This is a genomic window from Kitasatospora sp. NPDC002551, from assembly GCF_040296005.1.
GTDB lineage: Bacteria > Actinomycetota > Actinomycetes > Streptomycetales > Streptomycetaceae > Kitasatospora.
This window is the reverse complement of sequence record NZ_JBEOWI010000070.1, coordinates 1-23,130: the sequence shown is the minus strand read 5'-3', so window position 1 is coordinate 23,130 and position 23,130 is coordinate 1. Positions and strand designations below refer to the sequence as shown.

The window sequence follows — 23,130 nt, the reverse complement described above, 5'->3', positions numbered from 1 at the left end:
CCGTCCCCACAGGCGTTCCCGACGGCGGGCTGCCCAGATCATACGGACGACCGGCCTCCAGGACGATAAGAAGGGATGGAATGACCGGCACGACAAGAACGGTTCGTACCAGGCGGGTTGGGACGGCGACGGACGCGCGACGCGGCCGCGGCGCCGCCGGGGCGGAGGCGGGTGACCTCCCTAGAGTGGACGCCATGACCGGTCCCCGCCCGACCTCCGCCTTCCACGCCGCCAACGCCGACCCCGCGCTCACCGACCGCCTGGTCGCCGCGCTGGACGCCCAGGCCGCCGCCCCCGGCGTGCGGCGGCTGCGGGCGTGGGCGCACGAGCGGCTGGCCGCGGCCCCCGGCGAGCGGGCCCTCGACGTCGGGTGCGGCACCGGCTCGGAGACCCAGGTGCTCGCCGCCGCGGTCGGCCCGCACGGCACCGCGATCGGCCTCGAACCACACCCGGGGCTGCGCGCCCTCGCCGAGCGGCGCGCGGCCGGCGCCGGCAGCCCGGCCCGGTTCCGGGACGGCGACGCGCTCGCGCTGCCGTTCCCGGACGCGGAGCTGGACGCGGTCCGCTGCGAGCGCGTCCTGCAGCACCTGACCGACCCCGCGCGGGCCGTCGCCGAGATCGCCCGGGTGCTGCGCCCGGGCGGCCGCGTCGCCCTGCTGGACACCGACTGGGCCACCTTCCTCCTCCACCCGGCCTCCCCCGGGGCCCGGACCGCGCTGGCCACGGTCACCCAGGCGGCCGCCGCCGCCCCGGACGCCGGGCGCCGCCTCGCCGACTGGCTGGTGTCGGCCGGTCTGGAGGTCGACGCGGTCGGCTCGGACGTCCTGCTGCACGACCGCCGGTCCGTCACCTGGCCCCTGATCCGGCATCTCGGCGCGACCGCCGTGGCACAGGGCCTGCTCACCGACGCCCGGCGGGACGAGCTCTACGAGGACCTGGCGGCCGCCGCCGAACGGGGCGCCTTCCACCTGTCGGTGACCATGTTCGCCGCCGTCGCCCACCGGCCCGGCTAGGTCCGCCACGGGCGGCGGGTTGGGCCGCCGGCGTACTTCGGGATACTGCCCGGATGACAGATGAACTGACGGTCGGACCGCGCACGGCGCCGGTCGGGGACGGGGAGCGTCGGACCCTGCGGCGCGACGTGTCGGCGCCGGCGCTCCTGGCGGGGCTGGTGTGCGTCGCGGTGTCCTTCTCGGGACCGCTGGTGGTGGTGCTCGCGGCGGCCGCCGCGGGGCGGCTGGACCCGGCGCACACCGCCTCCTGGATCTGGGCGGTGGCGATCGGCAGCGGGGTCAGCGGCTTCGCGCTGAGCTGGTGGACGCGCACCCCGGTGGTCACCGCCTGGTCAACCCCGGGGGCCGCGCTGCTGGTCACCAGCCTCGGCGACTACCCCTACCGGGAGGCGGTCGGGGCGTTCCTGGTGAGCGCGGCGGCGGTGACGCTGTTCGGGGTGACCGGCTGGTTCGGCCGGCTGATCGCGGCGGTGCCGGTGGGCATCGTGAACGCGATGCTGGCGGGCATCCTGTTCTCCTTCGGCGCCGGGATCTTCGGCGCCGTGCACGGCGCGCCGCTGCTGGTGGTGGGCAGCTTCGCGGCCTTCCTGCTGGCCAAGCGGTTCGCGCCCCGGTACGCCGTGCTGCTGGCGCTGCTGGTCGGCGGCGTGCTGGCCGCTCTCTCCGTCGGGCTGCCGCTGCGCCTCGGGGCCGGCGGGCCGACCGTGCCCGTGCTGACGGCGCCGGCGTTCTCCTGGTCCGCCCTGGTGGGACTGGCGCTGCCGCTCGCGATCGTCACACTGGCCTCGCAGAACGCGCCCGGCCTCGGGGTGCTGCGGGCCTTCGGCTATCCGGCGGACGACCGGCTGCTGATCGGGACGACGGGGGCGGTGTCGGTGCTGGTGGCGCCGTTCGGCTCGCCCGGGGTGAACCTGGCGGCGATCACGGCGGCGATCTGCTCGGGCCCGGAGGCCCATCCGGACCCGCGCCGCCGGTACGTGGCGGGGATGTCCTCGGGCCTGCTGTACGTGCTGGTGGGCAGCTTCGGCGGGGTGCTGGTGAGCCTGTTCACCGGGCTGCCGAAGGAACTGGTCGCGGTGATCGCCGGGGTGGCGCTGCTGGCCTCGCTGCAGGGCAGCCTGGCGGCGGCGGTCGCCGAGGAGCGCGGGCGGGACGCGGCGGTGGTGACCTTCCTGGCGAGCGCGTCGGGGATGACCCTGTTCGGCATCGGCTCGGCGTTCTGGGGCCTGCTGTTCGGGCTCGGCACCCATCTGGCGCTGGACCACCGCAGGGACTGAGCGGGCCTACTCCGCGGCGCCCGGCCCGCCGCGCCGCTCGGCGGGCGGGCGCGCGGAGGGGAGCCGGCGGGTGAACAGCAGGGCACCGGCGGTGATGCCCGTGCACGCCAGGACCGCGACCTTGAGCCCGGCGATCTGGGCGTCCCGGTAGCTCTCCACCAGGGCCGAGGCCTCCTCCGGCGGCACCGCGGGCTGCGCGGCCAGTGCCGTCGCCACGTCGTCGGCGGGCACGAAGGACACGCCCGCCTCCACCCGGACGCCGGCCTGCTCGGCGACGGCGGCCGAGACCCGCGGGTCGCTCTCGATCCTGGTGGTGACGGAACTCGCGAGGGCGCCGATCAGGATCGCGCCGATCAGCGCCGTCCCGAGCGAGGAGCCGAGGTTCTGGGCGGTGTACTGCAGGCCGCCGGCCTCGCTGCGCTCCTCCTGGCGCACGGCGGACTGCACCGTGTTGCCCAGTTGGGAGGCGAGCATCCCCATGCCGACGCCGAGCAGCGCCATCGCCCCGGCGAACGAGGCGCCGCGCAGCTCCGGTCCGATCGCCGCGATCAGCCACAGCGTGGCGGCCACCAGGACCAGCAGCCCGGTCCGGGCGATCGTGCGGGGCGAGGCGACGCGCAGCAGCAGGGAGCCGGACATCGAGGCCGCGAGCATGGTGACGGACACCGGCAGCAGCCGCAGGCCGGTCTCGAAGGCGTCCAGGCCCTGGACGACCTGCAGGTAGAGCGGGATGACGAAGAACAGGCCCAGCAGGACGGTGTTCTGGTTGAACAGGGTCACCAGCCCCGCGCGCAGCGTCCGGTTGTCGAACAGCGCGAGCGGGACCAGCGGGTCCAGGCCCTTGTCCTCCCGTCGGCGCGTGTGGACGCAGAACGCGTAGACCAGCGCGCCGCCGAGGGCCACGGCGAACAGCGTCGGGGCGAACCCGAGCACGGTGAACGGCGGGTTGCGCGGCTTCACCCAGCCCCAGGTGCCGCTCTGCAGCACGGCCAGCACGATCACGGCCAGGCCCGAGGCCGACAGCGCGACGCCCGCCAGGTCGAGCCTCGGCCGCCGGGCCGGCGGCGGCTGCCCCGGCACCCAGCCCATCAGGAGGAGGATCAGCACGACCAGGACCACCTCGCCGGCGAACACCAGCCGCCAGGTGAGGTAGGTGGTGACCCAGCCGCCGAGCAGCGGTCCCACCGCGATGCCCGCGCCCGCGAGGCCGCCGATCACGCCGTAGGCCACCGCCCGGTCGCGTCCGTGGTACGAGCCGGCCACCAGCGCGGCCAGGGCGGGCAGGACCAGGGCGGCGCCGAGGCCCTCGATGACCGACCAGCCGAGGGCGAGCACGGCCACGGTCGGCGCCACCGCGGTCAGCCCCGAGCCGACCGCGTACACCATCAGCCCGATCACGAAGACGCGGCGGCGTCCGTACATGTCGCCGATCCGGCCGCCGGTCAGCATGAACGCGGCCATCACCAGGGTGTAGAGGGTGATGACGGCCTGGATGGCGGTGACCTCGGTGTCGAAGTCCTCCACCAGCTGGCTGATCGACACGTTCATCACCGAGGCGTCGAGCACCATGAGGAACTGGGCCGTCCCGAGCACGACCAAGGGCTTCCAGCGATTCACCGCACCTCCCGCTCGTCGGCCGTGGACGGCACCGTCCCCGGTTCCCGGTCAGCTGCCGAGGATCCGCGCCTTCTGCGCGGCGAACTCCTCCTCGGTCAGGACGCCCTGCTCCTTGAGCGAGGCGAGGTCCTTGAGCTGGTCGAGCTTCTCCTCCATGGTCGCGGCGGCGGGCTGCGCCGGAGCCGGCGGCGGGGGCGCGGGCTCGGCGTAGACGGTCTGCTGGGCCTCCTGCTGCGCCCAGCGGCCGGCCTGGCGGCGTGAGACGCGGTTGGAGACGGCGGTGGCGGTTCCGGCGACGACCGCGGTACGGGCGACGCCGCGAAGCAGTCCGGGCATGGCTTCCTGCCTTGGGGTTCGGGGGTTCGGGGGTTCGGGGGTTCGGGGGTGAAGGGCTGAGGGGGTGAGGGGCTCGCGGTGCGGGCCGGGCGCGGGGTCAGCCCGGGGCGTCGAGCCGTTCGAGCGAGTCCAGCACCTCCAGGAGGTCCTCCAGCGGGACGCGCCCGCTGGCGACGATGCGGGCGTCCTCCCGGCGCAGCGCGTTGGCCAGCGGCGCCGCCCAGCGGTTCTCGTAGAGGAGGACGGCGGCGGAGTCGCCCGGTTCCAGGAGCGCGCCGGCCTCGGCGACGTCGGGCTCGCCGAGCACGCCCGAGGAGGCGCCCTCGAAGACGGTCAGGTCGAGGCGGCCGTCACCGGTCACGTCGGCCAGCTCGACGGCCGTCACCGTGCCGTCCTGGTCCTTGCGGACGAAGGTCAGGTCGAGGATCCGGATGATGTCGCGGTCGACGAGGTCGACGAGCAGGGGTAGCCCCTCGCCGGTGAGGTGGCTTCCGGGGAACGCGATGACCAGGTAGTCGATGGGGCCCGGCTCGTCGAGTTCGCCGCGGGTGTCGGGTTCGCTGCTCACGTCGGCTCCTGCGGGGAGAGGAGGGCCGGCCGACGGCGTCGGCCGGGAGCCGGCCACGGACGCTGTCGTGAGGCCGACCCTCGGCGACGCTAACCCGGCGGACCCGCCCTCCGGCTCACCTGTTCGGGGTGACCCGGGCGGTCCGGGCCGCTTTCGCGGGCAGCGCTCCCGGGCGACGCTCCGGGGGGCGTTCCGGGGACGTTCCTCACCCCTCTGGGGCAACTCTGCTCGCCGTCCGCGCGGCCTGGCCCTTGGCTGGTGTGGACGGCGCCCCGTCCCCCCGGGCTCCGCCGTTCCGCCCCGGACCGCCCAGAACGAGGAGCTGCCCGCATGCCACCGGCCGAGCCCAGCACGCCGCAGCCCGACCGTCCGGAGCCCGGCCGCCCCGAGCCCGGCCGCCCGTCGAAGGACGAGCTGGAGGCGCTCCACCACCGGGTCGCCCAGCTGGAGGCCGAGGCCGGGCGCCGGCCGCGGCACCACCGGCTGCGCACCACCGGGGCGACCGTCCTGGTGATCGTGGCCTCCCTGCTGTCGCTGCTCGCGGTCATCGCCGTCTGGGCCCACGACGAGATCACCGACACCGACCGGTTCGTCGCCACGATGGCCCCGCTGGCGCACGATCCCGATGTGCAGAACGCGCTCGCCAACCGCGTCACCGACGCCGCGACGGAGCAGATCGACGTCAAGTCGCTGGTCAACGAGCTCTCCCAGGCCGCCGCCGAGCAGGGCGTGCCGCCCCGGATCGCCCAGTTGCTGGGCGGGCTGACCGGCCCCCTGGAGGGGGCGCTGACCAACCTGGTCCACGGCGCGGCCGAGCGGGTGGTCACCAGCGAGGCCTTCGCCACGGTGTGGGAGGAGGCCGTGCGGGCCGCGCACGGCACCATGGTCAAGGCCCTCACCGGCCAGGGCGGCGGCGCGGTGGAGCTGAAGAACGACGAGGTCGTGATCGACATCGGGCCGATGGTGGAGCGGGTCAAGACGGCGCTGGTCGACGCCGGCTTCACGCCCGCGGCCAGGATCCCGCAGGTGCACACCGAATTCGTGGTGTTCTCCTCCCCCGACCTCGCCAAGATCAAGGGCTGGTTCCGGCTGCTGGAGATCCTCGGCTGGTGGCTGCCGGTGATCACGGTCCTGGTCGCGGCGGCCGGTGTGTTCACCGCCTTCGACCGCCGCCGCGCGCTGGTGGGCGCCGCCGTCGGCATCGGGCTGGCCATGCTGCTGCTCGGCATCGCCCTGGCCGTCTTCCGCTCCTACTTCCTCGACCACCTGCCGGCCGACGCCTCGCAGCCCGCCGCGGCCGCCGTCTACGACGCCATCGTCGACTACCTGCGCACCGCGGTGCGGATGATCGGCTTCCTGGCCGTGGTGGTCGCCCTCGGCGCGTTCTTCATCGGGCCCTCGCGCGCCGCCGTGACGGTCCGGTCGGTGGCCGGGCACGGGGTCGCGGCGCTGCGCGCGTCCGCCGACTCGGCGGGCTTCCGGGCCGGACCGGTGGAGCGCTTCGTCCGCCGCTGGAAGCGCTGGCTGGGGGTGCTGATCCTGCTGGTGGCCGCCGTGCTCTTCGCGCTCTGGGACCACCCGACCGGGATGGTGGTGTTCTGGTTCGCCGTGGTCGTGCTGGCGGCCTTCGCGATCCGCGAGTTCCTCGCCCCCGCCCACCCGGTCGCCCCCGGCGGGGGCGGCGCCGCCCCGGGCACGCCCGCGCCGGCCGGCGGGTCCGCGGGGGACGCGGGCCGCTGACCGGCCGGCCTCGGGCTTCGGGTCATGGGCTTCGGGTCATGGGCTTCGGGTCACGGGCTTCAGGCCAGAACGAGCGCCTTGGCCCGCTGGTACTCCTCCTCCGTGATGGATCCGTCGCGCCGGAGCTCCGCCAGGCGGGCCAGTTCCTCGGCGGCACTGGCCGGCTTCGCCTCCGCCGCCCCGGCCGCGTCCCGCACATAGGTGCGGAACTCCGCCTCCGCCTCCTTCGCCCGTGCCATCTCGCGCATCCCCATGCCCTTGCCGCGGGCGATCAGGTAGACGAACACCCCCACGAACGGCAGCAGGATCAGGAAGACACACCAGCCCGCCTTGCCCCAGCCGTTCACCGTGTCGTCCCGGAACAGGTCACCGAAGACCCGGAACAGGAGCATGAACCAGAGGATCCAGAGGAAGATCCACATGGTCGTGAGGAAGATGTTCAACAGCGGATAGTCGTCCATCGCCCGCCTCCGGGGGAAGTAGCCGAACCGCGCCGGGCGGCGCCGCCGCCCGTCCCCCCTCGCGACCCACGGTCACCGACCACGGCCGCGCGCGCACCACCCCGGGCGGGTGATCCCGGGCGGGCGGCAACACCGCCCGGGAGCCCGGGCCGGCGGCGCTACCAGCGGTACCACCGGCCGCGGGTGCCCGTGGAACCGGTGCCGCGGGCGACGAAGCCGAGCAGCCAGATCACGAGGACGGCGACGGCGGCCCACCAGAGGACCTTGACCGCGAAACCGAGGCCGAACAGCAGCAGGGCGAGCAGCAGGACCAGGATCAGGGCGAGCACGTGGTCTCCTCTCATCGGACGAACGCTTGACGACCCCCCGCGTGCCCCGGCAGCCGCCGGTCATGCAGGCCAGGCGGCGGCTCCCGGGCGGCGCCCGCCCGCGCCGCGCGTCACCATGGCCGTCGGCGGCGGTTTCGTGAGCGAACGACAACAGGGAGTCACCATGCGGGATCAGGCGAGCGTCGCATCGCGCGGCACCCGGCGGCTGGTGGCCGCGCTGACCACGGCGGTCATGGCGGCGGGCGCGCCGGTGGCGGCCGGCCCGGCCCGGGCGCGGGAGGGCGGCTACGCCGGCTACGTCGCGCTGGGCGACTCGTACGCGGCCTACGGGAGCGTCTCGAAGAACTACGGCACGCCCGCCGGATGCGGCCGCGCGAGGGACAACTATCCGAACGACCTCGCCGCCTCGCTGGGCGTGGCGAGCTTCGTCGACGTCACCTGCGGCGCTGCCACGACCCTGAGCATGACCGTCCCGGAAGCGGTACCGGGTGGGGTGAACCCGCCCCAGTTCGACGCGCTCAGGCCCGACACCGGTCTGGTCACGGTCACCATCGGCAACATGGACGGGCCCAACGACATCCTGCGGAGCTGCGCCGTGCTCGCCGGCACCGACCCGCAGGGCAACCCCTGCGAGCGGACCTACACGGCGAGCGGGACCGACCTGGCGGCCGCGGCGATCGACGCGGCGCGCCCGAGGATCGAGGGCGTCCTCGACGGCGTCCACGCGCGCTCCCCGCACGCGACCGTCGTCCTCGTCGGCTACCTGTCCGCGCTGCCGCCCACCACCGGCTGCTGGCCGGACGTGCCGATCGCCCGGGGAGACGTCCCCTACGTGCACGGCCTCCAGAAACGGATGAACGCGGTGCTCGGCGAGGCCGCCGCCGGCCACCGGGCGATCTTCGGAAACCCCGGCGACGTCCTCGGACACGATGCCTGCCAACCGCGGGGAGTCCGCTGGGTCGAGGGTTTCGACCCGGCCCCGGACACCAACGCGATGCACCCCAACGCCGCCGGGCAGGCCGCGGTGGCCGCGCTCATCGGGGCACTGCTGCCCTGAGCCGCGACGGGCCTCAGCCGCCGAGCTCCCGCACCGCCTTCGCCAGGGCCGCCGCGGCGCGGCGGACGTCGGACCCGGTGGTCCGCCAGTTGCTGAAGGCGGCCCGCAGGGCGGGCACGCCGTCGTAGTGGGTCGGTGTGAGGAAGGCCTCGTCGGCGACCCGGTCGGCGAGGGCGGCGAGGCGTTCGGCGGTGGGGCGCTCGGCCAGGGTGAAACAGACGACGTTCAGCCGGACCGGGGCCAGCAGCCGCAGCCCGTCGGTCCCCTCCACCGCCTCCCCCAGGGCGCGGGCACCCGCCACGCAGCCTTCGACGATCTCCCGGTGGCCGGACCGCCCGTAGGCGCGCAGGGTGAACCAGGCGGCGAGGGCGCGCAGCCGGTGGGAGTTCTCCGGGGTGAGGTGCACCAGGTCGGGGTCCGCGCCGAGCGGGCCGAGGTAGGCGGCGGCGTTGCGGAAGACCTCGGCCTGGAGGTCGGGGCGCCGGGTGAACTGGACGGCGCTGTCGTAGGGCACGTTGAGCCACTTGTGCAGGTCGACGCAGACGGAGTCGGCGAGGTCGAGGCCGGCCACCAGGTGGGCGTGCTCGGGAACCAGGGCGGCGAAGGCGCCGAACGCGGCGTCCACGTGCAGCCAGCAGCCGTGGCGGTCGCGCAGGTCGGCGAGCGCCCGCAGGTCGTCGAAGTCGGCCGTGTTGACGGTGCCCGCGTTGGCCACCAGCACGCAGGGGCCGTCGTGGTCGGCCAGCGCCCGTCCGAGGGCCGCCACGTCGACCGCCTCCCGCCCGGGCAGCACGGGCACCGGGGTCAGCGCGCCGCGGCCCAGGCCGAGCAGCGCGAGCGCCTTGGCCACGCTGGAGTGCGCGCTGCCCGAGAACACCCGTACCCGGCCGAGCGCCCCGGCGCCGTCCTCGGCCACGTCCACGCCGAGGCGCTCGCCCAGCCACTGCCGGGCGATCGCCAGGCCGACCGTGTTGGACATGGTCGCGCCGCTGACGAAGGTGCCGCCGTGCGCGGCGGACAGCCCGAACAGCTCGCGCAGCCAGCCGACGGTCTCCCGCTCCAGTTGCTGGCCTGCGCCGTCGAGGGAGGAGTTGGAGTTCTGGTCGGCGGCGGCGGTGAGCCAGTCGCCGGCCAGCGCCGCCGGGGTCGCTCCCCCGGTGACGAACCCGAAGTAGCGCGGCCCGGCGCCGCCCGAGAGCCTCGGCTCCCAGCGCTCGCCGAACTCGGCCAGCGCCGCCCGCAGCCCGCCGCCCCGCTCGCCCAGCGGCATCCGGGCGGGCGGGTCCGCCCTCGGGACCACCGGCCGCTCGTCCAGGGAATCCAGGAAGGCGGCCGCCCGGCTGCGGGTCTCCTCCAGCAGAGCGGGCAACTGGTCGAGGTCGGCGGCGAGTTCGGGGTGCATGACGGTTCTCTCCGGTCGGTCGGCTGTACCGTCGACGGTAGCCGCCGCCCCGCCCGCCGTCCCGGTCCAATCCACCGAGAGTGGCCTGCCCGACGCCGGCGACGGCCGGCCGCGCGGACAGTTCCTCAGACCACCGAGGCCCGGAAGGGGTCGGTGGGGACGATCGCCGCCTCGTCGAAGCGCCGCTCCAGCGCGTCGTGGCCGAACCGCCGGCGGAACCCGATCTCCGCCGCCGTGACCGGCAGGGCCCACAGGATCCGGGCGTGCCCACCCGGCACCGGGCAGTGCTCGAGGCCGGGGCCGTGGAGGTAGGGCAGGCTGATCAGCACGTGATCGCACGCCGAACCCGGCACCCACGGCTCGCCGATCGGCAGGCTGTGCTCCGGGCCGAGCCGGTGCCCGGCGCGGTGGTAGCGGGCGATCGCGGCCACGACGTCGACGAAGCGCCGGTCGCGGACGTGGGCGGTCATGACGAACTCGAGCCCGACGCCGTTCCCGGCCTGCGAAGCCGTCGCGGCCGAGCAACCTGCCGTCACATACGCCCAGCCGTCACCGCGCGGGCCGGGCCCCACGACGAGCACGCGCAGGCCGGCCGGCCCCGCTTCCGGCCCCGGGTCGGCTTCGACGGCCTTCACGCAATGCCCCTCGAAGAAGGCCCGGACATGTGACTCGACGGCCTCGACGGCCGGCGTCCTCGCAGCGCTCACCGCGCGATCATGGCAGACCGCCGCTTCGTCCGCCGGTCGGGGCGCGGATGCGAGCCGCGCCGGAACCGCCGACGGGCCATGGGCTCCACCCACAGAGGTGGCGGTGTGCCAGGGACGTCTCCTGGAGGGGACGCCCGTGGCACACCCGGGCTCCCGCCATCGAGCACATCGATAGCATGATCAGATGAGCGAGCAGCCGCAGGTGTTCTCCAACCGATGGGCCGGCGCCGGTGGGGCGGAGGGCGGGGAGGCGCCCCGTGAGCGGTGCGACTGCCTGCCCCGGGGGGCGGCCGCGCGGGGGCGGGCGACCGGGTTCCACCCGGAGCGGCAGGACACCGCGGCGCCCGGGTGGCTGAGGCTGCTCGAACTGGTCGAGGAGGCGGCTGCGGACGGGCGGGAGGTGTTCTCGCCGCTGGTGGAACTCACCGCGCGGGAGCGGCGCCAGGTCGTCACCCTGCCGCCGACCGTCGCCGGGCTCACCGCGGTGAAGCACCTGGTGCTGTACGGCAGCAACCTGGTGCGCGTCCCGCCGGAGATCGGCGCGATGACGAGTCTGGAGGAGTTCACCCCCTACACCTCGTACCGGCTGCACTGGTTCCCCTACGAGCTCACCCGGTGCCCCGGCCTGCGGCGCAGCACGGTGAGCACGCGCGCCCTGTACGGGAACGAGAAGTACCGGGCCCGGTTCCCCGGCCTGGCCGCCGCGCCGGGCGCCGCCGCGGGCCTGGACCTCACGGACCTCGACCCCGGGGTGTGGGGGGCGACGGCGATCCGGACCTGCAGCGTCTGCGACGGGCCCGTGGACGGCGCGACCCTGCGCCAGGTCTGGATCTCGCGCCGGACGTCGGGGGCCGACGTACTGCCGCTGCTGGTCAACGCCTGCTCGGCGGAGTGCGTCGACGCCCTGCCGGCCCCCGCCGAGGGCTACGTCCCCGTGCCGCACACCGGCGGGCCGGACCTGGTCCAACCGGGTTCCGACCGGGACTGACCCTCGGGGCCGGGCGGCCTCAGGCGCGTGGTGACGGCCCCGCCTGGCTGGTGACCAGCTCCCGGTAGGGGGCGCAGCGGGCGAGCAGGGTGGGGTGGTCGGCGGCGTCGACGACGGCGCCGCCGTCCATCATGATCACGTGGTCGGCGTGCCGGACGGTGGAGAGCCGGTGGGCGACGACCACGACGGCGCTGCGGCGGGCCAGTTGGTCCACGACCTCGCGCAAGCGCAGTTCGTTGAGGCCGTCCAGCTGGCTGGTGGGCTCGTCGAGCAGGACGATGTCGGCGTCGGCGAGCAGGGCGCGGGCCAGGGCCATCCGCTGGCGCTGGCCCCCGGAGAGGTCGAACTCGCGGCCCAGGACGGTGTCCAGGCCGTGCGGCAGGCGTTCGACGTCCTCGGCCAGCCCGACGGTGGCCAGGGCCCGGGCCAGCTCGTGCTCGGCGGCGGCGCCGGCCCGCCCGAGCTGGAGGTTCTCCCGGGCGCTGGCCTCCAGGAGTGTGAACTCCTGGTCCACGTAGGCCATCCGGGCGCGCAGCGCGCCCAGCGGCCAGGCCCGGATGTCGTGGCCGAGGACGCTGACCGATCCGGCGCCGGGCCTCACGAAGCGGCCGACCAGGGCGAGGGCGGTGCTCTTGCCGGCGCCCGACGGGCCGACGACGGCGGTCAGTCCGGTGCGCGGGATGCTGAAGGAGGCGGAGCGCAGGGCGGCGCGCCGGGCTCCGCTGTGGGTGTAGGAGACGGCGCGGAAGACCACCGCCGGGGCGTCGGGTGCCGGGGTGGGCGCGGTCCGGTCGGCGTCGTCCGGGTCGGCCTCCGGGGGCAGGGCGAGCAGGTCGTTGCAGCGGTCGCGGGCGGCGAGCCCGGCCTGGAGGCGCCCGTACCCGGTGGCCAGCGTGTTCACGGACGGGACGGTCTGCAGCAGGTAGAGCAGGAACGCGGCGAAGGCCGCCACCTGCAGGGCGCCGGCCGCCAGCCGGGCGCCGCCGGTGAGGATGACCGCGATCATCGCGAACTGGTTGCCGAGGGTCAGCACGGCCGGGACCAGGGCGCCCAGCCGGGCTCCGGTCAGCGAGACGGCGCGCAGGTGCTCGGCGTCCTCGGCCAGCACGCGGTCGGCCAGCGGTTCGGCCCGGTAGGCCTTGATGGTGGTGAGGGCCTCCAGGTCGGCGGTGAAGCGCTGGGCGATCCGGCCGACCGCGTCCTGCTGTCCGGTGACGTTGGCCCGCATCCGGCGGGTGATCAGCAGCACCAGGGCGGTGAGGAGGGCGAGGGCGGCCACGGTGACCGCGGTGAGCACCCAGTCGATCCACAGCATGACCGCGAGGGTCGCCAGCACGCTGAGCGCGGCGAGCGGCAGCTGCATCGCCACCTCCACCACCTGGCCCAGCAGTTGGGCGTCGGAGGTGACCCGGGCGGCGAGTTCGCCGGTGCCCCGGGCGCGCACGACGGGCAGCGGAAGCCGCAGCGCGTGGGTCATCAGGGTGGTCCGCAGGCGGTAGGTCATCGCCTCGCCGACCTGTGCCAGCTGGAAGCCGGAGAGGGCCTGGGCGGCCGCGCCGGTGAGGGCGGCGGCGGCCATCATCAGCAGGCCGGGGGCGAGCGAGCGGTGGGCGGAGAAGTCGCCGACGATCCGGCGGACCAGCAGCGGGAGCGCGAGGGCCGCGGCGGTGGCCAGCACGGCGAGGAGCAGGGCGGCGGCGAGGCGGAGCGGCTGGGCGGCGAGTTCGCGGCGCAGCCGGACCTGCGGCGGGGCGGGGGCCGCGGCCCCGGTGGGGGCGTCGGCGGTGGCGGGCGCGGGCCGGTCGGCGACGGGCTGGACGGCCACGGAACACCTCTCTCTGGGCGGGGCTCCCGGGGCGGGGCCGTCGGGCGTCAGACGGCGGGCGGCGGACGGCGGGCGTCGGACGTCGGACGGGTTCGTGAGGGGCGGGGCGCCGGGTGGCGGCACGGGACCCGGCCGGGCGGTCCGTGGACCATCCGGCCGGGTCGACCGTCACGGGCCGCCCCTGCGGGCGGCCGGTCGGGTCAGAGGCAGAGCAGCGTGCTGACGGTGCTGGTGCCGCAGTTGAGGACGCTCAGCGAGCTGGTGCTGGCGAGGGTGTCGTCGATCGGGGCCGCCTCGGTCTCGGGCAGCTCCAGGGTCTGGAGGTCGAGGATCGCCATGACGTTCTCCTTCGGTGCGCGGTGGATCACCCGGCCGGGCGGCCGGGAGCAGGTGGGGCGCGCGGTTCGCGCCCGGGGCCGGCGGGCGGTGGGCCCGTCAGCGGTGGTGGGGTCGGTGGGTCACCGGGGCGCGGTCGCCGGCACGGTGAACGGGAGGAACGGGGTGCCCGCGAAGGCGGTGCCGAGGGCCAGCAGCACCCCGGCCGAGCCCGTCGCCAGGTCCGTCGACAGGCGCAGCAGCTGGTCGCCCGGGAAGGCGAGGTGGCCGTGGTAGGGCACCTGGTGCAGCGCCAGCAGCGCGCGGTGGCGGTCGAGCAGGGCCGCGGTGCGCTCCCCCGCGTCCGCGGTTCCGGTCAGCGCGAGGTAGCCGAGGAGTCCGGCCCGGCCGTTGAACAGGCCCGGCTGGATCACGAACTCCGGTTCCGCCGCCTTCCGGATCAGCGTCTGCCGCCCGGCCAGGGCGCTGTCGGGCCGGTGGGCGAGGAGGCCGGCGAGGGCGAGGCCGATCCCAGCGCTGCCGGTCTCGATGTAGGGCAGGACCCGGCGCCGGTCGACCACCTGGAGCGTGCCGTCGGCCACCGTGACGCAGCGGTCGAGGTCCAGTTCCAGCAGGGTCTCGGCCTGGTCCAGCAGGGTGCGGTCGCCGGTGTGCTCGTGGAGGCGGAGCAGGGCGAGGGCGGCGCCCGAGGCGCCGGCCAGCAGCCCGGCCCGGCGTCCGGCGTCGGCGCGGCCGGTCTTCTCCCAGGTCATCGCGGCGCTCCTGGTGGCGGCCAGCGCCTCCTCCAGCAGCCGGTCGTCCCCGGTGGCGCGGGCGAAGTGGAGCAGGGTGAGCGCGATGCCGGGGCCGCCGGAGGCCAGTCCCGGGGCCGCCTCGCCGTCGGCGGCCGCGGCCCGGCCGAGGCGGCCGAGGAGTTCGGACGCCCGCTCGTGCTCGCCCAGCAGGTCCAGGACGTAGGCGACGCCGTGGCCGCCGTGGTACAGCCCGGCCGGCAGGGCGCGGTCGCGGGCGGCGTCGGCCAGCCACCGCACGTGTGCGGGGTCGACGGCGGCCCCGGTCGCGTGCAGGGCGTAGAGCACCCCGGCCGCGCCGTGGGCCAGGCCGAGCGCGCCCTGGGTGAACTGGGCGATGTCGCCCGGGAAGAGCCGGTCGGTGCGCTCGGGGGTGGCCGCCGCGGCGATGCCGGCGGCCAGCGAGTCCCGGATCGCGGGCCAGTCGGCGACCGGGGCCTCCAGCAGCGCGCGGGTCCCGGCGCGGCCCGCGCCCAGTTCGGGGCGGGGCGTGCGGCCGTCCCCGGGCGAGCGGGCGAGGTGACGGCGGATCTCGTCGGTGTAGCCGGACGGCACCGGGAAGCGCCGCTCGATCGCGTCGGCGAGCCGGCCGGCCGCGTCCGGGTCCAGGGCGGTGAGCTGGACCAGCGGGAAGAACAGCCAGAGCCGCAGTGCCGCCAGCCCGTACCGGTCGATGTCCGTCCCGGTGCGGCCGAGCGGGGCGGTGAAGCCGGCCGCGCCCAGCGCCGGGCGCAGGAAGTCCTCGACGGTGCTGGCGAGTTCGAAGTCGATGAAGCACAGCTCGCCGTCCGGCCTGATGATCAGGTTCCGGGGGTGGAGGTCGCCGAAGACCACGCCACGGGCGTGGATCCGCTCCAGGGCCCGTTCGGCCTGGTCGACGACGGCCAGGGCGTCCCGGGTGTACTCCGCGACGGCGTGCTCGTCGGCGTCGGGGTGGATCAGCGGGTAGCGGGCCGTCAGCCACTCGCTCAGCGACTGCCCGGCGACGTACTCCTGGACCAGGAACTCGTGCTCCCAGGCCGTCAGCAGTCCGTGCTCGGCGGGGACTCCGGGGACGCCGGCCAGCCGGGCGAGGACGGCGTGCTCGTTGCGCAGCCGGGTCACCGCGTCCACGCCGCGCTGGTCCAGCCCGGCGAACGGGCGGGCCTCCTTCAGCACCACCGGCGGGCCGTCCTGACCGTCGCGGGCCAGGTAGACGCCGCCCGCGTTGGAGAAGTGCAGCACCCGCTCCACGGTGTAGGGCAGTCCGGTGTCGCGCTGGACCGCGCGCTCGGCGACGGCCGGCGCTATGCACCGCGGCACCGGTGCCCACGGGGGGACGGAGAAGGCCGCGCCGCGCACGTCGGGCACGAGCCGTCCGTCCGGCCCGGCCAGGGCCAGCACCCGTTCGCCCGCCTCGTTGCGGCAGTGGCGTTCGGCGAAGCCGCCGTACCGCAGGTACAGCGGGCCGTCCTTCCAGCGCAGGTCGCTGAGGACGTAGGGGCCCTTGCGACCGTCGAGCAGCGCGCCGAGGCCGTCCAGACATCGCTCCAGCTCGGCGTCGTCCACCGGGTAGAGGGTGCAGAACTTGCCGCTGGAGCCGCGTGGCGCGTACTTGGAGTTCTGCACCTGGAGGATCGGCAGGCCGCGCAGGAACTTGAAGGTCACCCGTTCGCGCAGGCAGTAGGCGAAGACGGTCTCCAGCACCTCCTCGGCGGTCTCGGCGCACGAGGAGACGTGGATCTTCCAGCCCTGGTCCGGGATCCGCACGCCGACCGGGCGCACCACCGCCCACATCTCCAGGTCCCCGTGCTCCCAGCCCTCGGGCAGGGGGCGGGTCACGGCGGAGAACTCCTCGTGCGCTCCCCAGCGCCGGGGCGAGTCGTAGAAGAGCGGGTCGGCGTAGGCGTAGGCCTCGTAGCGGTTGTCCAACGGAACCCTCCTCGTGGCAGGGGTCGGCGTGGGCGGGACGACGCACAGCGGAAAGCGGGAAGCGCGAACGGGAAGCGCGAAGCTCTGGGCGAGGGTGGGGACGGGGAGGCGGAGCGGCGCGGAACGGGACGGCGCCGGCCGGCGATTCCCCGGAGCGGAAATCCGGTATGGCGATCAGGCCATCCGAATATTGGGGCCGCCTCGACCTCGCCGCAACGGCGCGCGTTCCGGCCGTCCGGCCACCGCCGCGCACCCTGCCCGCGCATCGCGCCGCTGCGCGCGCGGGGCGCGGGGCCGCGCGCCGTCCACGGCCTTCCGCCGGCCGCGACGCCACCCGGGAGCGCGCGGGCACCGGAACGCCGGACGGCGTTCACGGCCGACCGGGCGTGTCCTTGAACTGCGGTGATACGGGCGTCCGCGGACGGGCGGGGCGACCGGGAACGAGTCCGGCGCACGCCCGGCGCGCCACCGGGGCGGGCCGCCCGAGGGCCACCCCGAACCGGCCCGTCCCGTTCCGAAAGAACCGAACAGTTGGACGTTTTTCGCTTTCACTGTTCTATTTCGGCAGTATTTCAAGCGGCCGGTAAATTTGTTTTCCCTTGACCTATCGAAGGCCCCATCGGAATGATTCGTTCGCACGAGTCCGACCCCAGGGGCCACGTCCGCCCGTCGGCCACCACGGCGGCCCGCCCCGGCCGGGCGCGGTCAGGCGTCGAGCCGCGCGTAGCCGGCCATGCCGTGCAGGACCACCCCGGCGGTGCGGGCCGTCTCCAGGCTCCGGCCGAGCACCTCCGCGCCCTGCTCCGGGGCGAGGTCCATGAGATCGGGCGGCCAGGTCCCCGGCGGGACGACGAGGACGACCACCGCGGCCCGCCCCTCGGCGGCCACCATCCAGCCGGGCGAGGCGCGCACCTCGGAAGCCGGTTCCCAGAGCTGCCGGCCGCCCACCAGCACGAGCCGGCTCAGCACGTTCCCGTGCAGCCCCACCACGGCGGTGGTGGCGGGCGGCTCCCCCGCCGCCAGCACGAAGCCGCTGTCCACCGCGCTCTCGACGAACTCCCCGTACAGGCGCGGCCCGATCTCCACGATCAGCTCCGCGAAGGGCGGCCCCGCCGCCCCCGCGCGCACCGCCAGCGCCCAGACCATCGGCACCGATCCGCCGTCACCCGCTTCGTCCGCCATACCCCCTTCAACGAGCCGGCCGCCCGATCGGAGCGGCCCGACCGCCGACCGCTCACGGGGAAGCAGCCCTCCGCCGGCTACGCGGTGACCCTGGCGAGGAAGGCCGCGAGGTTGGCCACCGTCCGGTGGATCCTCTCCTCCACCGTGAGCGACTCGTGGATCCGGGTACCGGTGTCCTTCATGCCGCGCACGTAGAGCGAGCAGGCGAGGTCCGCGCACATGTAGGCGCCCACCGAGTTGCCCTGCTTGCCGGCCCGGCCGGCCCTGGGGGCGACCAGCAGGGAGACTCCCCCGGTGTGACTGGTCACGCAGAGCGAGCAGAGGCTGCGGCGCAGCTGCCAGGAGGCGGTACCGGGCGCGCGCAGCACCACCCCGACCGGGCCGCCGTCCAGCACCGTCACGAGACATCCGCGGTCGGGGGCCCGTGGGTCGCGCCAACCCAGGAAGTCGAGATCCTCCCACGGCCGTTCCGCCAGATCGCGGGGGACGTTCAGGCGGGCGGCCTCGCCCTTGGTGCAGTTCACGAAGGCGGCGCGGATCTCGGGTTCGGTCAACGGCTTCATAGGAGACAAAGTAAATTACCTAGGCCTCCTAGGCAAATGTACAATGGCCCCAGGCGAACGGGAGGACGGACATGGCACGCGCGGGGCTCAACACGGAACGCCTCACCCGGGCGGGAGCGGAACTCGCCGACGAGGTCGGCTTCGACAGGGTGACCGTCTCCGCGCTCGCCCGGCGGTTCGGCGTCAAGGACGCCAGCCTCTACTCGCACGTCAGGAGTTCCCAGGACCTCAAGACCCGGATCGCCCTGCTCTCCCTGGAGGAGCTGGCCGACCGCGCGGCCGCCGCGCTCGCCGGACGCGCGGGCAAGGACGCGCTCGCCGCCTTCGCCGACGCCTACCGCGACTACGCCCGCGAGCATCCCGGCCGCTACGCCGCCGCCCGGCTCGAACTCGACCCGCAGACCGCGCGCGACAGCGCGGCCGGGCGCCACTCCCAGCTGGCCCGGGCCGTCCTGCGCGGCTACGACCTCGCCGAACCCGACGAGACCGACGCCGTCCGCCTGCTCGGCAGCACCTTCCACGGCTACATCGCCCTCGAACGGGCCGGCGGCTTCCAGCACACCTCGCGCACCTCCGAGCAGAGCTGGCCGCGCATCGTCGACGCCCTCGACGCCCTGCTGCGCAACTGGCCCGCCGGCTGAGCCGCCCGCTGGGACGAACAGGCGAACGGGTCTGGCGCCGGGCCGCGGAGACGGGCCAGGGTGGAGTCGGCCACCGAGTGTTCCCCAGCGGAAGGACATCGTGATGAGCGAGACGATCGCGGGCGTGCGGATCCCGGACAGCGCCCTGGCCGCGGAGGCCACCGCGCTGGTGCGGGAGGCCGCCTCCCCGCTGCTGTTCGACCACTCCCGCCGGGTCTTCCTGTTCGGGGCGCTGCGCGGCGCCGAGCAGGGGCTGGACTTCGACCCGGAGCTGCTCTACGTCGGGGCGATGTTCCACGACCTCGGACTCACCGGGCGCTTCGCCCGCACCGACCAGCGCTTCGAGATCGACGGCGCCGACGAGGCCCGCCGCTTCCTGCACGCCCACGGCATCACGGGCGAGCCGGCCGACCGGGTGTGGACCGCGATCGCCCTGCACACCACCCCGGAGATCCCGCTGCACATGGCCCCCGAGATCGCGCTGGTCACCCGGGGCGTGGAACTGGACGTCCTGGGCATCGGCTACCACGCCGTGACCGACGGGCAGCGCGCCGCCGTCACCGCCGCCCACCCGCGGCCCGACTTCAAGAACCGCATCCTCGCCGCCTTCACCGAGGGCATCAGGGACCGGCCCGGCACCACCTTCGGCAACGTCAAGGCCGACGTCCTGGCCCACTACCTGCCCGGTTTCGAGCGCGGCGACTTCGTCGAGGTCATCAAGGGCTCCCCCTGGGCGGAGTGACGGGCGGTCAGCCGGCCCGGGGCGGCCCACGGGGTGTGCACGCGCCGGACATCCGCCGTACACGCGACCGGCCTACAGTCCGCCGTCATGAATCGATCATGTTCACGCCGGGACGCACGCCGGACGCGGCTGCGGCACGGCGCCCCGCGCCTCGCGTGGCCGGCCTGGGTGGCGGCGCTCTGCACCGCCGTCGTGCTCACCCTGGCCGGCCCGCCCGCCGGGCCGGCCCAGGCCGGCGGGGTCAGCGGCACCAGCGACCAGGTGCTCTTCGCGGGCGGCACCGGCGGCTACGGCTGCTACCGCATCCCGGCCCTGACCCGCACCGCGGCCGGCACCCTGCTCGCCTTCGCCGAGGCCCGCAAGTCGCCCACCTGCGCCGACCGCCAGGACATCGACATCGTGGTGCGCCGCTCGACCAACGACGGCCGCACCTGGGGCCCCGTCGAGGTGGTGCTCTCCGGCGGCCCCGGCGACGCCGGCCAGCCCTACACCCGCGGCAACGCCGCCCCCGTGGTGGACACCGCCACCGGCCGGGTCTTCCTGCTCTCCACCTCCAACCCCGCGACGCCGACCGGCAAGCGGCTGCCCTGGATCCAGCACAGCGACGACGACGGCCGGACCTGGTCCGCCGCCGAGCAGCTGACCTCGACGTTCTCCGGCGCCACCGACGGCTGGTTCGCCACCGGCCCCGGACACGGCGTCCAGCTCACCCAGGGCGCGCACGCCGGGCGGCTGGTCGTCGGCGCGCACCAGGTCCCGTCCAAGGGCGTGGTGTACGCGGGCGTGCTGTACAGCGACGACCACGGCGCCACCTGGCAGGCCGGGTCGACCCCCAACTCCTACGTGGCGGACCCGGCCGACCCCGGCCAGGCGCTGGTCAACCCCGGCGAGGTCTCCGTCACCGAGCTGCGCGGCGGCAGCGTCTACGCCATGGCCCGCAACCAGATCGGCGGCAGCGCCAACCACCGCACCCGCGCGGTGAGCAGCGACGGCGGGACGACGACGCCCGCCGCCACCGTGGTCCCCTCGCTGGTCACCCCGGACGTCCAGGGCTCCGTGCTGGCCCTGCGGCAGACCTGGCAGAGCGTGTCGGGCGACACCCTGCTGTTCTCCGGCCCGGCCGACCCCAGCAGCCGCAAGAACATGACCGTGCGGTACTCCCTGGACAACGGCACCACCTGGAAGACCCCCGCGAACGGCCTGATCACCGGCAACGCGTCGGGCTACTCCGACCTGGTCGAGGCCGTGACCGGCGAGATCGGGCTGCTCTACGAGACCGGCACGACGTTCTCGGCGGACCAGATCCACTTCCGCACCCTCACCCCGGCCGCGCTCGGCCTGCCCGGCGGCTTCCACGGCACCGGCTCCGACCAGCAGCAGGTCCCCGCCGCGGTCACCACCCCCGACGCGGGCCCGGAGCACGGCGACGCCTACCCGCGCGGCGGCGCCACGCTCGGCCCCGGCCGGTACAACCAGGGCCTGGTGCTGGACGGCGCCGCGGCCACCGCGCAGTACGCGGAGCTGCCCTGGTCGCGCCCGATCGACCCCGGCGCGGGCGACTTCACCTACACCCTCTGGTTCAAGTACCAGGCCACCGCCGCCACCGCCCAGCAGGTCCTGTTCTGGGGCTACGGCGTGGGCGCCGTCCCCCAGGTGTGGCTGCGCGCGCAGCCCGGCCAGGACCGGCTCTACGGCTGGGTGCAGGGTTCCGACGCCGGCACCCCCGTCGCGCTGTCCGACCCGTCGGCGGCGACCGCCTTCGGTGACGGCGCCTGGCACCTGGTGACGCTCTCGCGCACCGGCGGCACCGTCGCCCTCGCGGTCGACGGCGGGACCCCGGCCACCGCCACCGGCGTCACCGGCGCCGTCACCCCCGGCCCGGGCGACCGGACCACCGGGCTGCGCCTGGGCGCCAAGCCCAACGCCGCCGCGGACGACCGCTTCACCGGCGCCCTGGACGAGTTCCGCCTGTACCGCACCGCGCTGACGCCCGCCCAGGTCACCGCGCTGCGGGACACCAACGCGGCCGCGCTGGCGCCCGACGTCGACGCGGCGCTCGGCGTGCGGCTGCCCTTCCAGGTCCTGGACGGGGCGACCGTGCCCACCCGCACCCCGGTCGCGATCGAGGAGGACGTCTCCGGCCACTGCGCCGACGGCACCCTGCTGGGTGGCAAGCCCTCGCTGGTGACCGGCCGGGTCGGGGCGACCGGCATCGACGTCGGCGGCGACCGCCCCGGCGTCCAGGTGCCCTACACGCCGACCCTCGACGTCGGCGCGGGCGACTTCACCTACACCGTCTGGTTCAAGTACCAGGCCGGCACCGGCGACCAGGCCCTGCTCTGGGCCTACGGCTCCACCTCCGGCCAGCGCTCGCTGTGGGTGCGGGCCCAGCCCTCCCAGGACCGGCTGTTCGCCTGGGTGCAGACCGCCACCGCCACCGTCTCGGTGGCCCTGCCGGACACCTCCGCGGCCACCGCCTTCGGCAACGACGCCTGGCACCTGATGGCGCTCACCCGGACCGGCGGCACGGTGCGGCTCAGCGTGGACGGCGGCGCGGGCGCGTCCGTCACCGGCCTCACCGGCTCTCTGACGGCCGGGCCGGAGCAGGGCATCGAGGGCCTGCGGGTGGGCGCCAAGCCCACCGGCACCGACGTGCTGACCGGCTCGCTGGACGACGTCCGGCTCTACCACCGGGCGCTGAGCACGGCCGAGCTGGCGACGGTGGCCGGCTCGCCGGTCGGCAGCAGCGGCTACTACCCGGGCGACCTGCCCGCGCTCTGGTGGAGCTTCGAGAGCCAGTGGACCCAGCAGCACGACACGGTGCGCCTGGACGAGGGGCCGTCCACCCCGGACGGCTCCGTCCACTGCGTCAACGCCCGCGTCGACGGCGGGGCCGGGCTCACCCCGGCCGGCGCGTTCGGCGCGGCGCTCACCCTGGACGGCACCGACGACGACGTCCGGCTGCCCTACCGCTCCGCGGTGGCGCTGGGCGCCGGCGACTTCACGATCAGCAGCGAGGTGCGCTACCAGGCGAAGCCGGCCGACCCGGACCAGGTGCTGCTCTGGGCGTACGGCACGGGCGCCTCGGAGCGGCAGATCTGGCTGCGCGTCCAGCCCTCGCAGGACCGGCTCTACGCGGCCTTCGAGACGGACACCGCGACCACCATGGTGACCGCGGTGGACACCTCGGCGACCACCGCCTTCGGCGACGGGCAATGGCACCAGGTGGCGCTGCGCCGCTCGGGCGGCACGCTGCAGCTGCTGGTGGACGGCGCGGTGGTCGGCTCCTCGGCGGTCCCGCCGGGCTCGGTGACCGTCACCGACGCCTTCGCGGTGAACGGCTTCGAGCTCGGCGCGAAGCCCGACGGCACCAACCGCTTCACCGGCGCGTTCGACGAGTTCCGGATCCACCGCCGGGCGCTGACCGACCAGGAGCTGGTCGCGGTGCACACCACCAACGCCGACCTGGGCACGGTCACCGCCGTCCGGCTGGGCTTCGACTCGCTCAGCCCGACCGGCTTCGCCAAGAGCTGACGCCGGCCCCGGTCCGGGGGCGGGGGGGGGGGCGCGGGGGGGGGGGGCGCGGCCCCCCCCCCGGGACGGCCCCGCCGGCGCCCCGGCCCGCGCCCCCCCCGGGGCGCAGA

At 75.4% G+C, this 23,130-nt stretch carries 20 protein-coding genes; 8 read left to right on the top strand and 12 right to left on the bottom strand.

Translation table 11 applies throughout. The annotated features are described in order from the left end of the window. The first annotated feature begins 194 nt into the window (after nucleotides 1–194). Both ABT093_RS35785 and ABT093_RS35780 read left to right on the top strand, forming a co-directional pair. Nucleotides 195–1,013 (top strand): methyltransferase domain-containing protein, encoded by an 819-nt coding sequence (locus ABT093_RS35785; protein WP_350571438.1) that lies wholly within the window; start codon nucleotides 195–197, stop codon nucleotides 1,011–1,013. 53 nt (nucleotides 1,014–1,066) lie between these two features. Further along, nucleotides 1,067–2,290, top strand: coding sequence for a benzoate/H(+) symporter BenE family transporter (locus tag ABT093_RS35780; protein WP_350571436.1), 1,224 nt, complete (start codon nucleotides 1,067–1,069; stop codon nucleotides 2,288–2,290). Between the two features lie 6 nt (nucleotides 2,291–2,296). On the opposite strand, the gene ABT093_RS35775 is transcribed toward ABT093_RS35780, so the two are convergent. The 3 genes from ABT093_RS35775 to ABT093_RS35765 form a co-directional block, all read right to left on the bottom strand. Continuing rightward, entirely contained in the window at nucleotides 2,297–3,907 is a 1,611-nt protein-coding gene (locus tag ABT093_RS35775) for an MFS transporter (RefSeq protein WP_350571434.1), read from the bottom strand. A gap of 48 nt (nucleotides 3,908–3,955) precedes the next feature. Next, nucleotides 3,956–4,243 carry an SHOCT domain-containing protein gene (locus ABT093_RS35770; RefSeq protein ID WP_350571433.1) on the bottom strand — a complete coding sequence of 96 codons (288 nt, stop codon included), beginning with the start codon at nucleotides 4,241–4,243 and terminating at the stop codon, nucleotides 3,956–3,958. Nucleotides 4,244–4,340: 97 nt separating this feature from the next. Next, entirely contained in the window at nucleotides 4,341–4,811 is a 471-nt protein-coding gene (locus ABT093_RS35765; RefSeq protein ID WP_350571431.1) for a DUF6325 family protein, read from the bottom strand. 330 nt (nucleotides 4,812–5,141) lie between these two features. Here ABT093_RS35765 and ABT093_RS35760 point away from each other — a divergent pair, with 330 nt between their 5' ends. Continuing rightward, nucleotides 5,142–6,551, top strand: coding sequence for a hypothetical protein (locus tag ABT093_RS35760; RefSeq protein ID WP_350571430.1), 1,410 nt, complete (start codon nucleotides 5,142–5,144; stop codon nucleotides 6,549–6,551). Between the two features lie 59 nt (nucleotides 6,552–6,610). Here the strand turns inward: ABT093_RS35760 and ABT093_RS35755 are convergent, their stop codons facing one another. Next, a complete protein-coding gene (locus ABT093_RS35755) occupies nucleotides 6,611–7,012 on the bottom strand; it encodes an SHOCT domain-containing protein (protein WP_350571428.1) in 402 nt (133 codons plus the stop codon). Nucleotides 7,013–7,170: 158 nt separating this feature from the next. Next, nucleotides 7,171–7,356, bottom strand: coding sequence for a hydrophobic protein (locus ABT093_RS35750; RefSeq protein WP_502884388.1), 186 nt, complete (start codon nucleotides 7,354–7,356; stop codon nucleotides 7,171–7,173). A gap of 148 nt (nucleotides 7,357–7,504) precedes the next feature. Between ABT093_RS35750 and ABT093_RS35745 the strand changes: the two genes are divergently transcribed. Then, on the top strand, nucleotides 7,505–8,398 hold the full coding sequence (locus tag ABT093_RS35745) for an SGNH/GDSL hydrolase family protein (RefSeq protein ID WP_350571427.1): 894 nt from the start codon (nucleotides 7,505–7,507) through the stop codon (nucleotides 8,396–8,398). Between the two features lie 13 nt (nucleotides 8,399–8,411). On the opposite strand, the gene ABT093_RS35740 is transcribed toward ABT093_RS35745, so the two are convergent. Together ABT093_RS35740 and ABT093_RS35735 are read right to left on the bottom strand one after the other, a co-directional pair. Then, on the bottom strand, nucleotides 8,412–9,800 hold the full coding sequence (locus ABT093_RS35740) for a pyridoxal phosphate-dependent decarboxylase family protein (RefSeq protein ID WP_350571425.1): 1,389 nt from the start codon (nucleotides 9,798–9,800) through the stop codon (nucleotides 8,412–8,414). Between the two features lie 125 nt (nucleotides 9,801–9,925). Further along, the gene (locus tag ABT093_RS35735) at nucleotides 9,926–10,507 is read right to left on the bottom strand and encodes a suppressor of fused domain protein (RefSeq protein WP_350571424.1); all 582 of its coding nucleotides are present in this window, start codon (nucleotides 10,505–10,507) and stop codon (nucleotides 9,926–9,928) included. A 184-nt stretch (nucleotides 10,508–10,691) separates the two neighbouring features. Between ABT093_RS35735 and ABT093_RS35730 the strand changes: the two genes are divergently transcribed. Continuing rightward, the gene (locus ABT093_RS35730; protein WP_350571422.1) at nucleotides 10,692–11,495 is read left to right on the top strand and encodes a leucine-rich repeat domain-containing protein; all 804 of its coding nucleotides are present in this window, start codon (nucleotides 10,692–10,694) and stop codon (nucleotides 11,493–11,495) included. Between the two features lie 19 nt (nucleotides 11,496–11,514). Here ABT093_RS35730 and ABT093_RS35725 read toward each other — a convergent pair whose 3' ends face one another. From ABT093_RS35725 to ABT093_RS35705, 5 genes are all read right to left on the bottom strand, one after another. Beyond that, the gene (locus ABT093_RS35725; protein WP_350571420.1) at nucleotides 11,515–13,320 is read right to left on the bottom strand and encodes an ABC transporter ATP-binding protein; all 1,806 of its coding nucleotides are present in this window, start codon (nucleotides 13,318–13,320) and stop codon (nucleotides 11,515–11,517) included. A 200-nt stretch (nucleotides 13,321–13,520) separates the two neighbouring features. Then, nucleotides 13,521–13,658 (bottom strand): SapB/AmfS family lanthipeptide, encoded by a 138-nt coding sequence (locus ABT093_RS35720; protein WP_350571418.1) that lies wholly within the window; start codon nucleotides 13,656–13,658, stop codon nucleotides 13,521–13,523. Nucleotides 13,659–13,778: 120 nt separating this feature from the next. After that, nucleotides 13,779–16,358 carry a class III lanthionine synthetase LanKC gene (lanKC, locus tag ABT093_RS35715; RefSeq protein ID WP_350571416.1) on the bottom strand — a complete coding sequence of 860 codons (2,580 nt, stop codon included), beginning with the start codon at nucleotides 16,356–16,358 and terminating at the stop codon, nucleotides 13,779–13,781. A gap of 705 nt (nucleotides 16,359–17,063) precedes the next feature. After that, nucleotides 17,064–17,540, bottom strand: coding sequence for a hypothetical protein (locus ABT093_RS35710; RefSeq protein WP_350571415.1), 477 nt, complete (start codon nucleotides 17,538–17,540; stop codon nucleotides 17,064–17,066). A gap of 77 nt (nucleotides 17,541–17,617) precedes the next feature. Continuing rightward, nucleotides 17,618–18,103 (bottom strand): FBP domain-containing protein, encoded by a 486-nt coding sequence (locus ABT093_RS35705; protein WP_350571414.1) that lies wholly within the window; start codon nucleotides 18,101–18,103, stop codon nucleotides 17,618–17,620. A gap of 71 nt (nucleotides 18,104–18,174) precedes the next feature. Here ABT093_RS35705 and ABT093_RS35700 point away from each other — a divergent pair, with 71 nt between their 5' ends. The 3 genes from ABT093_RS35700 to ABT093_RS35690 all read left to right on the top strand — a co-directional run bounded on the left by ABT093_RS35700 (nucleotide 18,175) and on the right by ABT093_RS35690 (nucleotide 23,020). Next, nucleotides 18,175–18,744: a TetR/AcrR family transcriptional regulator gene (locus ABT093_RS35700; RefSeq protein ID WP_350571412.1), complete on the top strand. Its 570-nt coding sequence runs from the start codon at nucleotides 18,175–18,177 to the stop codon at nucleotides 18,742–18,744. A 103-nt stretch (nucleotides 18,745–18,847) separates the two neighbouring features. Next, nucleotides 18,848–19,486, top strand: a complete 639-nt coding sequence (locus ABT093_RS35695) for an HD domain-containing protein (protein WP_350571411.1) — start codon at nucleotides 18,848–18,850, stop codon at nucleotides 19,484–19,486. A gap of 87 nt (nucleotides 19,487–19,573) precedes the next feature. Further along, entirely contained in the window at nucleotides 19,574–23,020 is a 3,447-nt protein-coding gene (locus ABT093_RS35690; protein ID WP_350571410.1) for a LamG-like jellyroll fold domain-containing protein, read from the top strand. Nucleotides 23,021–23,130: the final 110 nt, after the last annotated feature.

Excerpts from the sequence above, each read along its gene's own strand:
- ABT093_RS35785 (WP_350571438.1), top strand. The coding sequence starts at position 195 with ATGACCGGTCCCCGCCCGACCTCCGCCTTCCACGCCGCCAACGCCGAC.
- ABT093_RS35755 (WP_350571428.1), bottom strand. The coding sequence starts at position 7,012 with ATGGACGACTATCCGCTGTTGAACATCTTCCTCACGACCATGTGGATC.
- ABT093_RS35760 (WP_350571430.1), top strand. The coding sequence starts at position 5,142 with ATGCCACCGGCCGAGCCCAGCACGCCGCAGCCCGACCGTCCGGAGCCC.
- ABT093_RS35750 (WP_502884388.1), bottom strand. The coding sequence starts at position 7,356 with ATGAGAGGAGACCACGTGCTCGCCCTGATCCTGGTCCTGCTGCTCGCC.
- ABT093_RS35695 (WP_350571411.1), top strand. The coding sequence starts at position 18,848 with ATGAGCGAGACGATCGCGGGCGTGCGGATCCCGGACAGCGCCCTGGCC.
- ABT093_RS35745 (WP_350571427.1), top strand. The coding sequence starts at position 7,505 with ATGCGGGATCAGGCGAGCGTCGCATCGCGCGGCACCCGGCGGCTGGTG.
- ABT093_RS35780 (WP_350571436.1), top strand. The coding sequence starts at position 1,067 with ATGACAGATGAACTGACGGTCGGACCGCGCACGGCGCCGGTCGGGGAC.
- ABT093_RS35770 (WP_350571433.1), bottom strand. The coding sequence starts at position 4,243 with ATGCCCGGACTGCTTCGCGGCGTCGCCCGTACCGCGGTCGTCGCCGGA.
- ABT093_RS35710 (WP_350571415.1), bottom strand. The coding sequence starts at position 17,540 with ATGGCGGACGAAGCGGGTGACGGCGGATCGGTGCCGATGGTCTGGGCG.
- ABT093_RS35730 (WP_350571422.1), top strand. The coding sequence starts at position 10,692 with ATGAGCGAGCAGCCGCAGGTGTTCTCCAACCGATGGGCCGGCGCCGGT.
- ABT093_RS35705 (WP_350571414.1), bottom strand. The coding sequence starts at position 18,103 with ATGAAGCCGTTGACCGAACCCGAGATCCGCGCCGCCTTCGTGAACTGC.
- ABT093_RS35720 (WP_350571418.1), bottom strand. The coding sequence starts at position 13,658 with ATGGCGATCCTCGACCTCCAGACCCTGGAGCTGCCCGAGACCGAGGCG.
- ABT093_RS35700 (WP_350571412.1), top strand. The coding sequence starts at position 18,175 with ATGGCACGCGCGGGGCTCAACACGGAACGCCTCACCCGGGCGGGAGCG.
- ABT093_RS35740 (WP_350571425.1), bottom strand. The coding sequence starts at position 9,800 with ATGCACCCCGAACTCGCCGCCGACCTCGACCAGTTGCCCGCTCTGCTG.
- ABT093_RS35690 (WP_350571410.1), top strand. The coding sequence starts at position 19,574 with ATGAATCGATCATGTTCACGCCGGGACGCACGCCGGACGCGGCTGCGG.